This window comes from Actimicrobium sp. CCI2.3 (assembly GCF_035019065.1).
In the GTDB taxonomy this organism is placed as follows: domain Bacteria; phylum Pseudomonadota; class Gammaproteobacteria; order Burkholderiales; family Burkholderiaceae_D; genus Actimicrobium.
The window spans coordinates 150633-167761 of sequence record NZ_JASJWR010000005.1 but is presented as its reverse complement, the minus strand read 5'-3'; the positions used below and the strand labels follow the sequence as shown (position 1 = coordinate 167761).

Below are 17129 nucleotides of genomic sequence, written 5' to 3'. Positions count from 1 at the left end.
CGCTCTTTCCGATATCTTTGATGCCACATCAATCTAATCAAAATCAACCGTTAAAAACAGCATACAAGGGTGCAATAACCGAAGGGCATTGCACCGCCGGCGCTCGCCAAGACGGATCATGGCTGGCGTGCCACCAATGCCGCTGCTGCCGTGCGGGTTTCGACACCGAGTTTGACGAATATATGTTCGAGGTGTTTGTTGACGGTGCGCGGGCTCATGCCGAGGATGTCGGCGATGTCGCGGTTGGTTTTGCCCTTGGCTAGCCAGGCGAGCACGTCCTGCTCGCGAGGCGTCAGCTGGTAGCCGTCCATCGGTGGGCTCGCTGGTTTGACGGGCGCGGACTCGTCGAATAGCAGCAGTAAATCGCCACTGCGTTCGCCGTGCGAAAACCGGATGCAGAGCGCGCCGTCCTGCTGCTGCACCCGCAGCGGTGGCACTGCTCCCGGATCCGTACTGGCCTGCGTCAGGTGTTGAATTATCCAGCTGCGCAGCGACGGTGGCAGCGTCGTCGTGTCGTCACCGGGAAAATACTGCTCCATCCAGGCCAGCGCCTTGCTGGTCTGCCAGATTGGCTGGCCCTGCCGGTCGAGCACGATGACGGCATGCGCACTGGCTTCACTGGCCGTGTTGGCCAGCGAAATCTGACTGGCACTGCGCAACTGGGCAACGATGCGGGCGATCACTTCGCGTGGTTGCAGCGGCTTGATCACGTAGTCATTGCCGCCTACGTCGAAGCCGCGCACCACGTGTTCGGTTTCGGTCAGCCCGGTCATGAAGATCACCGGGATGTGGCTGGCACCGGGCAGGGCGCGGATGCGCTGGCACGTCTCGAATCCGTCCATGCCGGGCATCACCGCATCGAGCAGGATCAGGTCCGGTGTGACATAGCCGAGCCGCTCCAGCGCCCCGGCCCCATCGGTGGCGACCAGCACCATGTAGCCGGCTTCGTCGAGTGCATCCGACAGCACCGCCAGATTTTCGGGTACATCGTCGACGATCAGGATCACATGCTGGTCAGGGCGCAGGGGGAGCATCGCGAATGGCTTCTTTCAATCGGGTGGCAAAGTCGTTCAGGCGAAAGCGCCTGACCAGTTCGCGCAGTTCGGTGGTGAAGGCGAGCTGGGAAGGCGTGCGCCGTTCCAGTTCGCTCAGTTTGGCGAGGATGCCTTTGACATAGCCGATCGCGCCGAGTTCGAGTAGTGCGGTCAGGTCGTCGAGTGATGGCTGCGTCGCCACCGTCGTGGTCAAGGCGGTCGCCGGCACTGGTGCGGCAATCCACTCCAGACGCAGATGAATCCTGATTTTGGCCAGCAATTCCAGCAATGACACCGGCTTGACGACAAAGCCGTCATGGCACGGAAAGCCGGCGCGACCCGCCGCCAGATCGAAGGCATTGGCCGAGACGATCAGAATCGGCAGGGTGGTGGTGCCGGGCAGGTTCAGGTCGCGGATGGCGCGGCTGACCGCCCAGCCATCCATCACCGGCATCGCGATATCGAGCAGCACCAGGTCGGGCAATTCGGTACGGATGCTGGCCAGGCAAGCGGCACCGCTGTCGGCTTCGGTGATCGCGAACCCCATCGGCAAGAGCATCTGCGCGAGCATCGTGCGCTGGCTGGCCTGATCGTCGACGATCAGGATGCGCCGGCGCGGACCAAGGTAACCCGACAGCGGATCGGCCAGCGTCAGCGCCGCACGGGGTGCGTGGATGGTCGGCAGATAGAGCTTGAGCAGGAAGCAGCTGCCGCTGCCGGGCGTGCTGGTGACCGTGAGTTCGCCGCCCATGATGTGGGTCAGCATGCTGCTGATGGTCAGGCCCAGGCCAGTGCCGGCGGCGGCGCGCAAATCAGCGCTGGCGGTGCGCTCGAACGGGTGGAAGATGCGCTCGGCTTCGTCGGCCGTCATGCCGATACCGGTGTCTTCGACCGAGAAGTGCGCCATGTCGCGCTGGTAATTCAGGCGCAGCGTGACCGAACCGGTATCGGTGAACTTGACCGCATTGCCGAGCAAATTGATCAGGATCTGGCGTACCCGCTTGTGGTCGGCGCGCACGACATCGGGCAGGCGACTGCTGCAGACGAACGCGAAGGTCAGGCCTTTTTCGGCGGCCAGCGGCGCGAACATCTGGACGATCTGTTCGAGGAACGCCGGCAGCGCCAGCTCGTCGGATTCGAGCCGCATCTTGCCGGCTTCGATCTTGGCGATGTCGAGCAAGCCGTCGATCAGGCTGAGCAAATGGTTGCCGCTGCGATGGATCACGTCGATCGCGTCCTTGCGGTGTGGCGGCATGGCCGGATCGAACTGCAGGATTTGCGCGTAACCGAGAATGCTGTTGAGCGGCGTGCGCAGTTCATGGCTCATGCCGGTGATGAAGCGGGTCTTGGCGAGGTTGGCAGATTCGGCCGATTCCTTGGCTCGCTGCAGTTTGGCATCGGTTTTTTCATGCGCGGCGATTTCCTGCAACAGCAACTGGGTCTGGCGTTCCGACTCTTCCAGCGCGATGCGACGGCTGTCGGCGGTGAGCACCAGCCACCAGACGCCCACGCCAGTCAACAGCAGCAGGCTGCAAAACAGCTTGAGGAAAATCCAGCCGAGCCGGTCGTGCCCGGCCATCGACGACAGCGTTGTCAGTTCCTGTGCATACAGCAGCCACAGCAGCAGCGCCAGCCCGCTGCCGAGCAAGACAAGGATGATCAGGTAGCGGCTCAGGCGGGTTTGCAGACGGCGGGCCAGCTTGCCGGGCAAGGTTGCCATCAGCTGTTCGGGCACGCGTGCATCGACCTTGCAGCGATCATTGCAGCGCACGTCGAGCGTGCAGCACAACGAACAGATCGCGCCCTGGTAGGCCGGGCAGTGCGCCATGTCTTCGGACTCGAACGTGTTCTCGCAAATGACGCATCGGTGCGTGACCAGTCCGTCGCGTGGCAACGAGTCAACGCGCGCGAGGTAGTAGCGTCCGCGTGTGGCGATCGCGATCAGCGGGGCCAGCAGCAGCGCGCTGCCCAGGGCGATGAACGGTGCGAGTGCCTGCGCCATCGCGCCGAACGATCCTGCCAGCGCAACGGCCGACAGCAGCGTCGCGCCCAGCATTGCGCCGACGCCGACCGGATTGATGTCATACAGATGGGCGCGCTTGAATTCGATCTGCGGCGGACTCAGGCCGAGTGGTTTGTTGATGACCAGGTCGGCCACCACCGCACCGATCCACGAGATCGGTACCAGCGAATACATCCCCAGCACACGTTCGAGTGCCTCGAATACGCCCAGCTCCATCAGCAGGATGGCGATGAGGACATTGAAGACCAGCCACACCACGCGACCCGGATGGCTGTGCGTCAGGCGCGCAAAAAAATTTGACCAGGCCAGCGAACCGGCATACGCATTGGTCACGTTGATCTTGACTTGCGAGACGACGACGAACAGCGTCACCGCTGCCAGCACCCAGGCCGGATTCGAGAACACGTAGCCGAACGCCACCAGATACATCCGGGTCGGTTCGATGGCCTGCTCCAGCGGCACCTGATGCTGGATCGCGAGGTACGCCAGCAGTGCGCCACCGAGCATCTTGGCCGCACCCAGCACGATCCAGCCGGGTCCGGCCAGCAGCAGGGCCGACCACCAGCGCACGCGGTTGGCCGGCGTTTTTTCAGGCAGGAAACGCAGAAAGTCGACCTGCTCGCCGATCTGCGCGATCAAGGCAAAAGCCACCGCTGTGGCAGCACCAAACAGCGCCAGATTGAACGCGCCGCCCTCGTCAGCACGGCCGGAAAAATGCAGTAGGTCGTTCAGTACGGTGGGCTCCTTGTACAGCACGCAGACGTAGGGCAGCACCAGCAGCACGATCCAGACTGGCTGGGTCCACAGTTGCAACCGGCTGATCCAGGTGATGCCCCACGCCACCATCGGGATGATCAGCAGCGAACAGGCGATGTAACCGAGCGCCAGCGGCAAGCCGAAATACAGCTGCACGGCCTGCGCCATGATGGACGCTTCGAGGGCAAAAAAGATGAACGTGAACGACGCATAGATCAGCGACGTGATGGTCGAGCCGATATAGCCGAAGCCGGCACCACGCGTGAGCAAGTCCATGTCGACGCCGTATTTGGCCGCGTAATAACTGATCGGCAGACCGGTCAGGAAGATCAGCACCGACACGCACAGGATGGCCCAGAACGCATTCGTGAACCCATAGCTCAGCGTGATCGCACCGCCGATTGCTTCAAGCGCGAGGAACGAGACGGCACCCATGGCGGTATTGGCCAAGCTGAATTCGGACCACTTGCGAAACGCGCGCGGCGTGAAGCGCAACGCGTAGTCCTCCAGCGTTTCATTGGCGACGAGCGTGTTGTAGTCGCGGCGAATCTTGATGATGCGTTGGGGGGCTGCCGTTGACACGGGATTCTCGGGAGGTGAGGGACCCGGTGCAGTAGCAAGTTTTAAACCATGCCGGGTCACGGTGCCATGCACGTTGTCGTGCGTGATGTGCGCCATGGCGCACTGAGATGGATGCGCTCTGCCTTGGTGTGGTGCGCAGTGCGGGCGCGGTCAGCCAAGGTACCGTCGGCCGGTCAGGGCGCTTACGTCAAACGACGTATTGCTGCACCGCGGCGCAGCTCCTAATCTACGTCGCAAGGCAAAACGCTTTCCAGACAGGCAACACCAGAACGTGGTGATGCCGCTCGCACAATCCCGCTTGCCAGCGAATTTTCCGCATCAATTTTCCGCACTACCACCATCTGAAAGGAGCACTGCATGTCAACTCGTTCCCCTGCCGATATCAAGTCTGCCCAGCGCCGCAAGGTTCTCATGGGTCTGGCTGTTGCCTCCACGCTGGCATTGCCGATGATGGGCTTTGCCCAATCCCTGGCGACGTCGAAAATCAATACGACCAAGCTGGCCATTACCGATACCGAAGTCACGGTCGGTCAGTTGCATTCGGCAACCGGCACGATGGCCATCAGCGAAACCGGTTCGATCCAGGCAGAGCGGCTGGCGATCGATCAGATCAATGCGATGGGCGGCATCCTTGGTCGCAAGATCAAGATCATTCAGGAAGACGGCGCCAGCGACTGGCCAACCTTCGCTGAAAAAGCCAAGAAATTGCTGGTCAGCGATCGCGTTGCCACGGTGTTCGGTTGCTGGACTTCAGCCTCGCGCAAAGCGGTGTTGCCGGTCTTTGAAAAAGAAAACGGCTTGCTGTACTACCCGACTTTCTATGAAGGTCTGGAGCAATCCAAAAACGTGTTCTACACCGGTCAGGAAGCGACCCAGCAAGTGCTGGCCGGTCTCGACTGGATCGCCAAGGAAAAGAAAGCCAAGACGTTTTTTCTGGTCGGCTCCGATTACATCTGGCCGCGCACGTCCAATAAAATTGCACGCAAACATATCGAGAACGTGATCAAGGGTTCGGTCGTCGGCGAAGAGTACTACCCGCTGGGCAACACCCAGTTTGGCTCGCTGATCAACAAGATCAAGCTGAAAAAACCGGACGTGATTTTTACTGACGTCGTCGGTGGCAGCAATGTCGCGTTCTACAAGCAGCTCAAGGCCGCGGGCGTGACCGCCAAGACCCAGACCCTGCTGACTATCTCGGTCACCGAAGATGAAATGCTCGGTATCGGTGGCGAAAACGTCGAAGGCTTCTACGCATCAATGAAGTATTTCCAGAGCCTGGAGAACCCGAACAACAAGAAATTCGTGGCGGACTTCAAGGCCAAATACGGTGCCAATGCCGTGATGGGTGACGTCACGCAGGCCGCGTATCTGGGCCCGTGGTTGTGGAAAGCGGCTGTCGAGAAAGCCGGTAGTTTCGATGTCGACAAGGTCATCGCCGCCTCCGCCGGACTGGAGCTGAAAACGGCACCGGAAGGCTACGTCAAGGTCCATGAAAACCATCACCTGTGGAGCAAGACCCGCATCGGCCAGGCACAGAAAGACGGCCAGTTCAAGGTGGTCTACGAGTCGGAGCTGATCGAGCCGAACCCGTTCCCTAAGGGCTATCAGTAACCTGCGTCATGCGTCGGGTGGGCACGGTTCTTCGTGGCCACCCGACGCGGTGGTACCGCATCACCCAATTTCTTACGCAGCATCAACGGGAGTCACCATGGAGTGGTTATCTGAATTCGGCGCCATCTTCGCGATGCAGGGTTTTAACGGCCTGTCGGTTTTTTGCGTGCTGCTGTTGATGGCACTCGGACTAGCCATCATCTTCGGACAGATGGGCGTGATCAACATGGCGCATGGCGAGTTCCTCACCATCGGTGCCTACATGACGTATTACCTGTCGTCACTGACGACAAAATACGCACCGTCTTTCCAGCCCTATTATTTTTTCCTGGCGATCGTGCTGTCATTCGTCGCCGCCTACGGTGTTGGCTACCTGACCGAACGGCTGATGATCAGCCGCCTCTACAAACGTCCGCTCGATACCTTGCTGGCGACCTGGGGCCTGAGCCTGCTGATGCAGCAAACTTTCCGCTCGATCTTTGGTGCCAAGGAAGTCAGCGCCACCTTGCCTGACTGGCTGATGGGTTCGTTCAAGCCGACCGACACGATCGACATCCCGATCAACGGTGCTTTCATGATGTGCCTGACGGTGATCATGACCGGCGGTATTTTCCTGCTGCTGTTCCGTTCGCGCTGGGGCTTGCAGGTCCGCGCCACGATGCAGAATCGCTTGATGAGCGGCGCGGTCGGTATCAATACCCGCAAGGTTGATCGCACCACGTTTGCCCTCGGTTGCGGTGTGGCCGGCGTGGCCGGGTCGGCTTTCACGACCATCGCGTCGACGGGCCCGACCAGCGGTTCGCTCTACATCGTCGACACCTTTCTGGTGGTGGTGTTTGGCGGCGCGCAAAGCCTGATCGGCACGATTGCCTCAGCCTTCTCGATTGCCCAGACCCAGTCGACCGCCGAGTTCTTCCTGTCCGGATCGATGGCCAAGGTACTCACGCTGTCGGCAGTGATCGTGATTCTGATGCTGCGTCCGCAAGGCCTGTTTTCTTCCAAAGTCCGCAAGTAGTTTTTTACCTCCAAGGACCGACCATGAACACACTGTACGAAAAATTACTGGGAGGGCGGCAGGGTGCCATCGGCCTGCTGGTGCTGGGCGCGCTGCTGCTCGTCGTGTTTCCGCTGCTGCTCGATGGCTTTCGTCTGGGGCTGGTCGGCAAGTATCTGTCGTACGCTTTTGTCGCCGTTGGACTCGTGCTGTGCTGGGGTTATGGCGGTATTTTGAGCCTCGGTCAGGGCGTGTTCTTCGGCGTCGGCGGCTATTGCATGGCGATGTTTCTCAAGCTCGAAGCGTCGGACCCGATCAGCACCAAAATCCAGTCGACCCCCGGTATCCCGGATTTCATGGACTGGAACCAGATCACCTCGTTGCCGGCCATGTGGCAGCCGTTTCATAGCCTCGGCCTGACCCTGTTGCTGGTCATTGCGGTACCGACACTGATCGCTTTCATCCTCGGTGTGGCGATGTTCAAGCGCCGGGTCGGCGACGTGTATTTTTCGATTGTCACGCAAGCCGTCGCCGCCATTCTCGCCATCCTGATCGTCGGTCAGCAAGGCCTCACGGGTGGTGTCAACGGCATCACCGATCTGAAGACCATGCTGGGCTGGGACATTCGCACTGATTCGGCCAAGCTGATCCTGTACTTCGTCACGGTCGCCCTGCTGTTTGTCTGCGTACTGTTCGGTCGCTACATTCTCACTTCCAAACTGGGTCGGCTACTGATGGCGATGCGCGACAAGGAAGAGCGTGTGCGTTTCTCCGGTTACGACGTGGCCAGTTTCAAGATCTTCGTGTTCTGTGTGGCGGCGGCTTTCTCGGCCATCGGCGGCGCGATGTTCACGCTGCAAGTGGGTTTCATGTCGCCGTCGTTTGTCGGCATCGTGCCATCGATCGAGATGGTGATTTACGCCGCCGTCGGTGGTCGCATGTCGCTGCTCGGTGCGATCTACGGCACGCTGCTGGTGAACTTCGGCAAGACGTATTTTTCCGAAACGCTGCCGGAACTGTGGCTATTCCTGATGGGCGGTTTGTTCATCACCGTGGTGATGTATTTCCCGGACGGCATCGCCGGATTATATGAGTCGCATGGCCGTCCGTTGCTGGCGAAATGGTTGCCGAAAGCTCGCGCCAAACCTGCACCTCAATCCAGTGTTCAACCTGCCGCCGAACTGGAGACTGTCAAATGAGTAACGCACCGATTGGCGTCAAGAATACCCACCGGCCCGTGCTGGCGGTCGAAGGCCTGACTGTTTCGTTCGATGGTTTCAAGGCAGTCGATAACCTGAATCTGTACGTCAACCGCAATGAAGTCCATGTCGTGATCGGCCCGAACGGGGCTGGCAAGACGACTGTTCTCGACCTGATCTGCGGCAAGACCCAGGCCACTTCCGGCAGCATCCGTTTCAACGAACGCGAACTGACCAAAATGGCCGAGTACGACATCGTCCGTGCCGGGGTGGGCCGCAAGTTCCAGACGCCGTCGATCTACGAAAACCTGAGCGTTTTCGACAACCTCGAAATGTCGTTTCCGAAAGGTCGTTCGGTCTTCGGTGCGCTGGTGTTCGAGCGCTCGGCCGATGTCATCGCCCGCGTCAATGAAGTCGCTGCCGACATCTTTTTGAGCGAGCAATTGCATCAGCAGGCCGACCTGTTGTCGCACGGCCAGAAGCAATGGCTGGAGATTGGCATGTTGCTGATGCAGGAGCCGGAATTGCTGATGCTTGATGAGCCGGTCGCCGGCATGAGTGTCTCGGAGCGCAGCAAGACGGCCGAGCTGCTGGGCCGCATCAGCCAGGGTCGTTCGGTGCTGGTCATCGAGCACGATATGGAATTCGTCAAGAGCATTGCACACCGGGTCACCGTGCTGCATCAGGGCAAAGTGCTGGCCGAAGGCAGCATGGAATCGGTGCAGGCCAATCCGAAAGTGATCGAAGTCTACCTGGGTCACTAAGCCCGAAAGGAAACACCATGTTGAGCATCACCAATCTCGTTTCCGGCTACGGCCAGAGCCAGGTCATTCACGACATCAACCTCCACGTCGAGAAAAATGAAATCGTCGCCATCATGGGGCGCAACGGCATGGGCAAGACCACGCTGTTCAAGACACTGATGGGCGTGCTGCCCAAGCGCAGCGGCAGCATCCGCATCGGCCAGCAGGAAATCGGCGGCATGGAAAGCTTCGAGCGCGTCGAGAGCGGCATCGCCTACGTGCCCCAGGGCCGGATGATTTTTTCCAACATGACCGTGCTGGAAAATATCCAGACCGGCCTGCCGGCCAAGGCGCGCGGCAAGGTGCCCGAAGAACTATATGCGTTGTTCCCGGTGCTCTATGACATGCGCAGTCGCAAGGGCGGCAACCTGTCGGGTGGTCAGCAACAGCAACTGGCGATTGCCCGCGCATTGGCGACCAACCCGAAAGTGCTGCTGCTGGATGAGCCGACCGAAGGCATCCAGCCGTCGATCATCAAGGACATCGCACGCAACCTGAAAGAGATTCGCACGATGCGCCAGTTGACCATCGTTGTTTCCGAGCAGGTGCTTAGTTTTACGCTCGACATTGCCGACCGGTTTTTGGTGATCGACAAGGGGCGTTTTGTTTATGAAGACACGCGCGCCAATGTGGATGCGCCGACCATTAGCAAGTATTTGTCGGTGTAGTCGGTGTGAACGACGGCGCAATGCCCCACCAACCCGCGCCAAGTCCAGGGCGGCAAGCAAAAATGATCATTGAGTTGTACGCAATCTAATCAAGGAGTTCGAATGAGACACGGTGATATTTCCAGCAGCAACGACAGCGTCGGCGTTGCAGTGGTCAACTACAAGATGCCCCGCCTGCACACCCGTGCCGAGGTACTCGACAATGCTCGCAAGATTGGCGAGATGCTGGTCGGTATGAAAACCGGCTTGCCCGGCATGGACCTGGTGATTTTCCCGGAATACTCGACCCACGGCATCATGTACGACGCGCAAGAGATGTATGACACTGCGTCCACCATCCCCGGCCCGGAGACCGATGTCTTCGCCGCTGCCTGCATCAAGGCCAATGTCTGGGGCGTGTTCTCGATCACCGGCGAACAGCACGAAGAGCGCCCGAACAAGGCCCCGTACAACACGCTGATCCTGATGAACAACAAGGGCGAGATCGTGCAGAAGTACCGCAAGATCATGCCGTGGACGCCGATCGAAGGCTGGTATCCGGGCGACACGACCTATGTCAGCGACGGCCCGAAAGGCCTGAAGATCAGCCTGATCATTTGCGACGACGGCAACTACCCCGAAATCTGGCGCGACTGTTCGATGAAAGGTGCCGAGCTGATCGTGCGCTGCCAGGGCTACATGTATCCGTCGAAAGAGCAGCAGGTGCTGGTCTCGAAGGCGATGGCGTTCATGAACAACGTCTATGTGGCCGTGGCCAACGCGACGGGTTTCGATGGCGTGTATTCGTACTTCGGTCATTCGGCACTGGTCGGCTACGACGGTCGCACGCTGGGCGAATGCGGTACCGAAGAAATGGGCATCAACTACGCCGAACTGTCGGTCAGCAGCATCCGCGATGCGCGCCGCAACTGGCAATCACAGAACCATTTGTACAAGCTGCTGCACCGTGGTTACACCGGCACCATCAATTCCGGCGAAGACCCGGCAGGCAAGGCCGATTGCCCGTTCGATTTCTACAAGACCTGGGTCAACAATCCGCAAGCTGCGCGGGCGCAATCGGAAGCACTGACGCGGTCGACGGCTGGCACACCGGAATGCCCGATCGACGGAATTCCGAACACCCCGAACACCTGATTTTTTTCTGCACAAGGAGAATCGCGATGATTGGCTTCATGCACTACAACAAATTCGGCACCGCCGGATTCACCGACAGCGGCAAGGCGCGCTGTGCGTCTTCGGCGCAAACCTGCCCGGTCTGCCTGCTCTCGTTCACGGCATCCGGCGGCGTGCTGCCGGACGGTACCGTGCTGCAGCAGGACGAGTGGGTCAAGCTGGTGTGCACCACGATCAAGGATGACACCGTCAGTGGCGGTTATCAGGCCGGCTGCTTTGCAGGCGCGTTTCCTTCCTCCTGATTCGTCTTCCTGATTCCCATTTTTTGTTACCCAACAAGGAGCAACCATGCAGCACTTCACCATCAAACCGGGCGTCCCACTGGCCGAGCAACCTGAACTGGGTCACAACCGCTGGCATCCGGATATTCCATTCCTGTCGCGCGTCAAACCGGGTGAAGAAATCATCATTGAATCACTCGACTTCCTTGATGCCCAGATTCATGACAACGACGATGTCGCCGATGTCCGCGATGTCGACCTGACCCGCGCCCATCCGCTGACCGGTCCGTTCTATATCGAAGGTGCCGAACCGGGCGACTTGCTGGTGGTCGATCTGCTCGACATCAAACCGATCACGCCAGTGGGTTTTTCGGGCGTGTTTGCAAAGTCCAATGGCGGCGGTTTTCTGGCGGATTATTTTCCGGAGCCAGCCAAAGCGATCTGGGATTTGAAGGGCTTGTACGCGACCTCGCGCCATATCCCTGGTGTGCGCATTGCCGGACTGACCCATCCGGGTCTGATGGGTTGTCTGCCGTCGATGGATTTGCTCAATGAATGGAATCGTCGTGAAGCGCCACTGGCCAAACTCGGCCTGGCCAAACCACCGGATCCGAAGACGGCGGTCCTGCGTGGCGTGACCGGTTCGGCCTTTGATCGGATGGCCGCCGAAGCGGCGCGCACGGTGCCACCGCGCGAGCATGGCGGCAATACCGACATCAAGGATTTGTCTTCCGGCACACGGATTTTCTTCCCGGTCTATGTCAAGGGCGCAGGCTTTTCGATGGGCGACTTGCACTTCTCGCAGGGCGATGGCGAAATCGGTTTTTGCGGCGCGATCGAGATGGATGGCGCGACCCATGTGGCGTTCGATCTGATCAAGGGCGGCATGGCCAAGTACGGCCTGACCGCACCGATTTTCTTGCCTAGCGTAGTCAAGCCACACTACAGCAAGTACATCACTTTCGAAGGCATCAGCGTCGAGAACGGCAAGAACTACTACCTCGATGCAACGGTAGCATATCGACAGGCTTGCCTGAAAGCGATCGATTACCTGACCCGCTTCGGCTACACCGGACCGCAAGCCTACATGTTGCTCACGGCCGCACCGGTCGAAGGTCGCATCGGCGGCATCGTCGATATTCCGAACTGTGCCTGCACGGTGTCGATCCCGACCGAGATTTTCGATCAGGACATCACGCCAAAAGGCATGCTCAACGACCTCGCCCACTGGGGTCGCAAGCAGCCGTAACAGGTCCGTATTGCGGCGAGGTCGGTGACCTTGTCGCCTCATTTTTTCAAGGAAATCATCATGCCGTTCTATGACATCCACTGCAGCGAATGCGAAGGCATTTTCGAGCGCATGCTCAAGGTCAGTGACCTGCATACCGAGATGGAATGCCCGTACTGCAAGCAGCAAACTATCGCGCGTCCGGCGTTGAATGCGTCGCGCGTCAGTCTGCAAGTTACCGATACCTGGAAGCCACGCACCGGTGCGGAACGACTGGCCGGCAACGGCGTTGCCGGGCAGGGCACCAGCACGCGGCGGATTCGCAATAGCGTGCTGCATAACTGCAAGGGGCATAGTTGCAGTATTTGTGAGTTGCCGTGAGGGGTGTCTTTTTTATCTGACAGAGGGGGGGGGTAGTCAGCCACGAAATTTGTTTGCCGCTCAGAGATGTATGTATTTCTCCAACTGAAGTGACGCCATCTTGATGCCTTGAAAAGTCCACCGGAATAACGCTCTTATACTCTTGGTTTCGCTGAGGCAGTTTTCTCTGCACGGCATCGGACGGAGCGAAATAATGAGCAGCTCCACATCGGCAATCACTGCAACTGAGCAGGTTGATCGCCTCTTCAAAGAGATTAGCAATTTGCTGGTGACGGCGCGGCACGAAGTGCGCAGGACAGTGAACGATGCGATGGTCCAGGCCTATTGGCAAATTGGTCGACTCATCGTACAAGAGGAACAAAGCGGTGCGGTGCGCGCAGCGTATGGCAAAGGTACTCTCGAGCTGCTGTCGCGCAGATTAACTGCGCAATTCGGCAAAGGCTATTCGTTGGCCAACCTTCGCAATTTTCGGCAATTTTTCCAGACTTATCGTGCTGATGAGATTCGCTACACGGCAGGTAGCGAATTGAGCTGGTCCCACTACCGTCTGCTGATGCGCATAGAAAAAATCGAGGCGCGTCACTGGTATGCACAGGAAGCTATCGCGCAACACTGGAGTGTTGCGGCACTCGAGCGGCAAGTCAGTACGCTTTATTTTGAACGACTGCTGTCGAGTCAGGACCAGAAGTCTGTCAAGACGGAGGCGGACCGACTGATAGCGTGCGATGCGTCAGCAGATCCGCGTGACTATATTCGTGACCCTTACGTTCTTGAGTTCCTGGGCGCTAGCACACACGCGACTTTGTATGAAAAAGATCTGGAACAAGGATTACTGAACCAGTTGCAGCATTTTTTGCTGGAGTTGGGCAAAGGGTTTGCATTCGTGGCGCGCCAGAAGCATTTGCGTATTGAGAGTGAAGATTGCTTTGTCGATTTGGTTTTCTACAATTTTCTGTTGAGATGCTTTGTACTCGTTGAGTTAAAAGTGGGCAAGCTTTCACATCAGGATGTGGGCCAAATGGACATGTATGTACGCGTTTGCGACCAGAAATTGCGCCAGCCGGGAGATAACCCAACGCTCGGACTGATACTTTGCTCGGAGCGTAACGATGCAGTGGCCCGCTATTCGTTGCTCGCTGATAGTCCGCAATTATTCGCTAGCCGATATCGTGCACTGCTTCCTACCGAAGAAGAGCTCCAGACCGAACTGCGTCGGGACCGTGCATTGATCGAGTCCAGAAAGGCGTTGAATGATGATGATTGAGGACTATGCGTAACCGCTAAAGCACTCTGCATAAAAGCAACGAATAGCGGACGCAAATTGTGTCAGCTCCTGTGCCTGCGCCCCCACCACACATGCACTGGTAATGCCGCTACAAAGCCAATCCCGATGATCCAGTGCACCCACGACCACAGCGGTCGCGATACCTCGCCAGCGACGTAATACAACCCATACCCGGTCAGCACCAGCAAGGCCGTCATCACCATCATGCTCCAGCCCGAACTGCGGTTGCGCCGCGCCCGCAGGCCACGTCGGATGTGGTTGTTGAGCAGGCTGCCGAGCAGGAACAGCATCACCATCGCGACAGCACCATGCAGCTTCATCGACCACGGTTCGAGCGGACTGACTGATTCACCGAACTCGGTGACTGGCCGCAGAAAAAAATGCGCGGCCAGCCACAACAATCCGCTCAGGGTCAGCAGCACGATCGTCAGATAAACGGCGCGACGCTGCCAGCGTTCCATCGGCATGGGCGTGGCGATGCTGCGCGACGGATGATGCAAGGTGGCTTTGGGAGGGCGCATTGGTCAGAGTAGAAAAGCCTGCGCGTCATGACGCGCCAGTGAGGGATGCCGGACATCACCGCTGGCCATGACCACCTTGGTCAGCGCGTCGGCGTGCAAACAATCGGCTGCCTGCACGGTCACACTGTGACGCGTGTCGATCGCCTCACCGCTGCGGCCATCGACCAGCGCGCTAACGTGTCGCGATCCGATTTGCCTGGCCGAAAAATAGGTGGCCGAGGTGGCCAGTGCGGCCTCCGTCAGGTCGATCGTGACCGTGCTTCCGGTGAGGGAGATCGGGTCGCGGATCGCGATCGCAAACGGCGTCGTGCCGAGCACGCGCACATCGCCACCGGCATTGACGCAGGCCGAGGTGATGCCGGCTTGCTGCAAGGCGGCGATGGCCACATCGACCGCATAACCCTTTGCGATTCCGCCGAGGTCAATGAGCACATCGCGTGTTTTGCGCAGGCAGCCATCGGCCTCCAGCAGCAATCCGCAATCGGCTGCGGAGTAAGTTGGCAAGGGCTGTGGGGGGGACGGCAAATACGCCCATCGCGCCAGTTGGGTCGCACAGCTGATATTGAAGAAGGCGTCGCTGTCGGCATGCAGTTGCAGCGCGCAGGCAATGACGCGTGCCGTGTGGGCATCGATCGCAACAGGCACACCGACCGGCGCACGATTGAGGCGGCTGACATCGCTATCGGCATCATGAAAACTCATCAGCCGGTGCACCGTGGCGATACGATCAAACGCGGCTGCGAACGCCGCTGCCAGTTGGCGTGGTTCGAGCTCATCGGCGATCCGGATATCGACCAGCGTGCCCAGCCACGGTTGCGCACGGCACTTCATTTTTTGAGGGCGACCTGTACGACCGCAGCGATGCGGCGCACGCCATCGGTGACGTGATTCGATGAGAGCGTTGCGCCACTGATGTTGCTGATGCCTTCGCCGATCGTCAGGCCAGATTGCGCCGACTTGCCGACGAATTGCTTGCGCCAGGCCGGACTGCGGATTTCAAAGCCGTGACTTTCGCGGTAGGTCAGGATCTCGATTTGTCGCACCGTGGCATCGGGGTTCAGTGCCACTGCATACGAAATCAGTTCGTATTTGCCGATCACGTCATCGAGCACGACATAGCCCAGTAGCATCTCGCCACGCCATGCCGACATGACACGCCATTGCACCGAGCGTGCCGGCAGACCGGCCAGTTGTTGCACCTCGCGCATTTGTGCCGCGCTCAGCTCCAGCGGCTGCGCCTTGAACGCCGTGGCGTCGGCGAACAGGACCTGCCGGGCTTCTTCTGCCGTCAGGTATTGCGTGGCGAAAGCGCTGCCGCTGGCCAGTAACGTACAGCCAAGCAGCACACTCCCGGTCGCGTGGTTCAAAACGCGTAACCCATGCCGAGGTTGAGGCGGTCGCGGGTCGGGTCGGTCTGGAATTTCTGGTAGTCGGCTTTGAGCACGACGCCTTCACCGACGCGCAAGTTGGCTCCGGCGGTGGCGACTTTTTCAGTTGGCCCTGCCGCGACACCGACGCCTTGGGCTTGTCCGGCATAACTGTGTGCGGTGTTGAATTGCTCGTAACGGATGAACGGCGAGAAGGCGTAGTCCGATGATTTCCAGGCCTGATAAGCCGCTTGCAGATACCAGCCATCGAATGCCGACGGCACCGGCGTCGGATTGCCGGAGAAGGTCGCATTGAGTGTACCGGTTTGGCTGATCGTGCCGCGCGCAATCACGCCCGCCAGATCCCATTTTCCGGGGGTGTAGCGGGCATGCACATCCCACAAGATCACGCGTGAATTGGGTGCCGCAAAATTGGCGGCCCCCTGCGCGACTTCGCCGCTGAAGACGTAGCCGCCCAGCAGCAGGCCCGGTACACCGCGCCAGTTCAGTGCGGCATGGCCGCTGAGGTTGCGCGACTTGGCCAACTGGCCTTCCTGATGGATGCTGGCCAAGGGCGATTCGCGTCCTTCTGCGGCAGCAGCGTCCCACTTGCCCAGATCGAATCCGGTGGTCAGACCGAGGTCCCAGCTCAGGCCGTTGTCCAGCGTTGACGACAGGCCGATACCGGCTTCGCGCCAGGTCGACGGGATGATGGCCGTCTCGACGAAATTGCGTTCGACGCCGTAATACGCGGTCGGCTCGTGGTTGGTATTGAGCAGGCCGGTCGGCATCAGGAACAGGCCGACCTTGGCGCGCAAACCATTGTCGAATTCGCGTTCGATGTAGAGCTGTTCAACTTCGGATTCGCCCTTGTCGGTGGCCGAGGTGACGGCGTGTTCCCATTCGAATTCGGTGACCAGCTTGGTCTTTGCATCGAAGCGGTGCTGGATGCCGATGACTGCGCGCCGGACATCGGTCTGGGCGGCGCTGGCATCTTTGGTCGGACGGTTGTAATTGACTTCGCCATAGCCGGACAGGACGGTTTGTGGTTCGCTGCGCAGGCTGACCTCGCTTGTGTTTACGGGCGCTGGCTCAGCCAGTTGGCGGGCTTCGACGGCGTCGCTTTTCTTGCGGGTCGCGGCTAGTTCAGCCTTGACCTGCTCCAGTTCGGCCGCGAGCTTGTCGAGGCGTTGCATCAGATCAGCTTCACTGGCATGCGCCAGCATTGGAAGGGTACAGAAGGCGAGCGCGACAGCGCGGGCAGCAGGATTGCGTTTCATGGT

At 59.3% G+C, this 17129-nt stretch carries 16 protein-coding genes; 10 read left to right on the top strand and 6 right to left on the bottom strand.

The features are described 5' to 3' along the window. Positions 1-116: 116 nt before the first annotated feature. Positions 117-1034: a response regulator transcription factor gene (locus QN370_RS04945; protein WP_322126330.1), complete on the bottom strand. Its 918-nt coding sequence runs from the start codon at positions 1032-1034 to the stop codon at positions 117-119. Further along, on the bottom strand, positions 1015-4395 hold the full coding sequence (locus QN370_RS04940) for an ATP-binding protein (protein WP_322126331.1): 3381 nt from the start codon (positions 4393-4395) through the stop codon (positions 1015-1017). The genes QN370_RS04945 and QN370_RS04940 overlap by 20 nt, the downstream gene beginning before the upstream one ends. Before the next feature lie 357 nt (positions 4396-4752). Between QN370_RS04940 and urtA the strand changes: the two genes are divergently transcribed. The 10 genes from urtA to QN370_RS04890 all read left to right on the top strand — a co-directional run bounded on the left by urtA (position 4753) and on the right by QN370_RS04890 (position 13937). Continuing rightward, positions 4753-6006, top strand: coding sequence for an urea ABC transporter substrate-binding protein (gene urtA, locus QN370_RS04935; RefSeq protein ID WP_322126332.1), 1254 nt, complete (start codon positions 4753-4755; stop codon positions 6004-6006). A gap of 97 nt (positions 6007-6103) precedes the next feature. Beyond that, the gene (urtB, locus tag QN370_RS04930; RefSeq protein ID WP_322126333.1) at positions 6104-7021 is read left to right on the top strand and encodes an urea ABC transporter permease subunit UrtB; all 918 of its coding nucleotides are present in this window, start codon (positions 6104-6106) and stop codon (positions 7019-7021) included. 23 nt (positions 7022-7044) lie between these two features. Next, positions 7045-8199: an urea ABC transporter permease subunit UrtC gene (urtC, locus tag QN370_RS04925; RefSeq protein ID WP_322126334.1), complete on the top strand. Its 1155-nt coding sequence runs from the start codon at positions 7045-7047 to the stop codon at positions 8197-8199. Beyond that, a complete protein-coding gene (gene urtD / locus QN370_RS04920) occupies positions 8196-8963 on the top strand; it encodes an urea ABC transporter ATP-binding protein UrtD (RefSeq protein ID WP_322126335.1) in 768 nt (255 codons plus the stop codon). Before urtC ends, urtD begins: the two co-directional genes overlap by 4 nt. Positions 8964-8980: 17 nt before the next feature. Continuing rightward, entirely contained in the window at positions 8981-9670 is a 690-nt protein-coding gene (urtE, locus tag QN370_RS04915; RefSeq protein WP_322126336.1) for an urea ABC transporter ATP-binding subunit UrtE, read from the top strand. A 102-nt stretch (positions 9671-9772) separates the two neighbouring features. Continuing rightward, the gene (locus QN370_RS04910) at positions 9773-10804 is read left to right on the top strand and encodes an aliphatic amidase (RefSeq protein ID WP_322126337.1); all 1032 of its coding nucleotides are present in this window, start codon (positions 9773-9775) and stop codon (positions 10802-10804) included. A 26-nt stretch (positions 10805-10830) separates the two neighbouring features. Continuing rightward, positions 10831-11085, top strand: a complete 255-nt coding sequence (locus QN370_RS04905; RefSeq protein ID WP_322126338.1) for a hypothetical protein — start codon at positions 10831-10833, stop codon at positions 11083-11085. 46 nt (positions 11086-11131) lie between these two features. After that, on the top strand, positions 11132-12313 hold the full coding sequence (fmdA, locus tag QN370_RS04900) for a formamidase (RefSeq protein ID WP_322126339.1): 1182 nt from the start codon (positions 11132-11134) through the stop codon (positions 12311-12313). 60 nt (positions 12314-12373) lie between these two features. Then, positions 12374-12673, top strand: a complete 300-nt coding sequence (locus QN370_RS04895) for an FmdB family zinc ribbon protein (protein ID WP_322127201.1) — start codon at positions 12374-12376, stop codon at positions 12671-12673. 193 nt (positions 12674-12866) lie between these two features. After that, positions 12867-13937: a PDDEXK nuclease domain-containing protein gene (locus QN370_RS04890; RefSeq protein WP_322126340.1), complete on the top strand. Its 1071-nt coding sequence runs from the start codon at positions 12867-12869 to the stop codon at positions 13935-13937. Between the two features lie 62 nt (positions 13938-13999). On the opposite strand, the gene QN370_RS04885 is transcribed toward QN370_RS04890, so the two are convergent. The 4 genes from QN370_RS04885 to QN370_RS04870 are packed head-to-tail and all read right to left on the bottom strand — an operon-like array spanning position 14000 to position 17126. Further along, on the bottom strand, positions 14000-14479 hold the full coding sequence (locus tag QN370_RS04885; RefSeq protein WP_322126341.1) for a DUF4405 domain-containing protein: 480 nt from the start codon (positions 14477-14479) through the stop codon (positions 14000-14002). A gap of 3 nt (positions 14480-14482) precedes the next feature. After that, the gene (locus tag QN370_RS04880; RefSeq protein ID WP_322126342.1) at positions 14483-15310 is read right to left on the bottom strand and encodes an FAD:protein FMN transferase; all 828 of its coding nucleotides are present in this window, start codon (positions 15308-15310) and stop codon (positions 14483-14485) included. Continuing rightward, complete coding sequence (locus QN370_RS04875; protein WP_322126343.1) at positions 15307-15846, bottom strand: FMN-binding protein; 540 nt, start codon at positions 15844-15846, stop codon at positions 15307-15309. Before QN370_RS04875 ends, QN370_RS04880 begins: the two co-directional genes overlap by 4 nt. Continuing rightward, positions 15843-17126, bottom strand: coding sequence for a hypothetical protein (locus QN370_RS04870; protein ID WP_322126344.1), 1284 nt, complete (start codon positions 17124-17126; stop codon positions 15843-15845). The genes QN370_RS04875 and QN370_RS04870 overlap by 4 nt, the downstream gene beginning before the upstream one ends. Between the last annotated feature and the right edge of the window lie 3 nt (positions 17127-17129).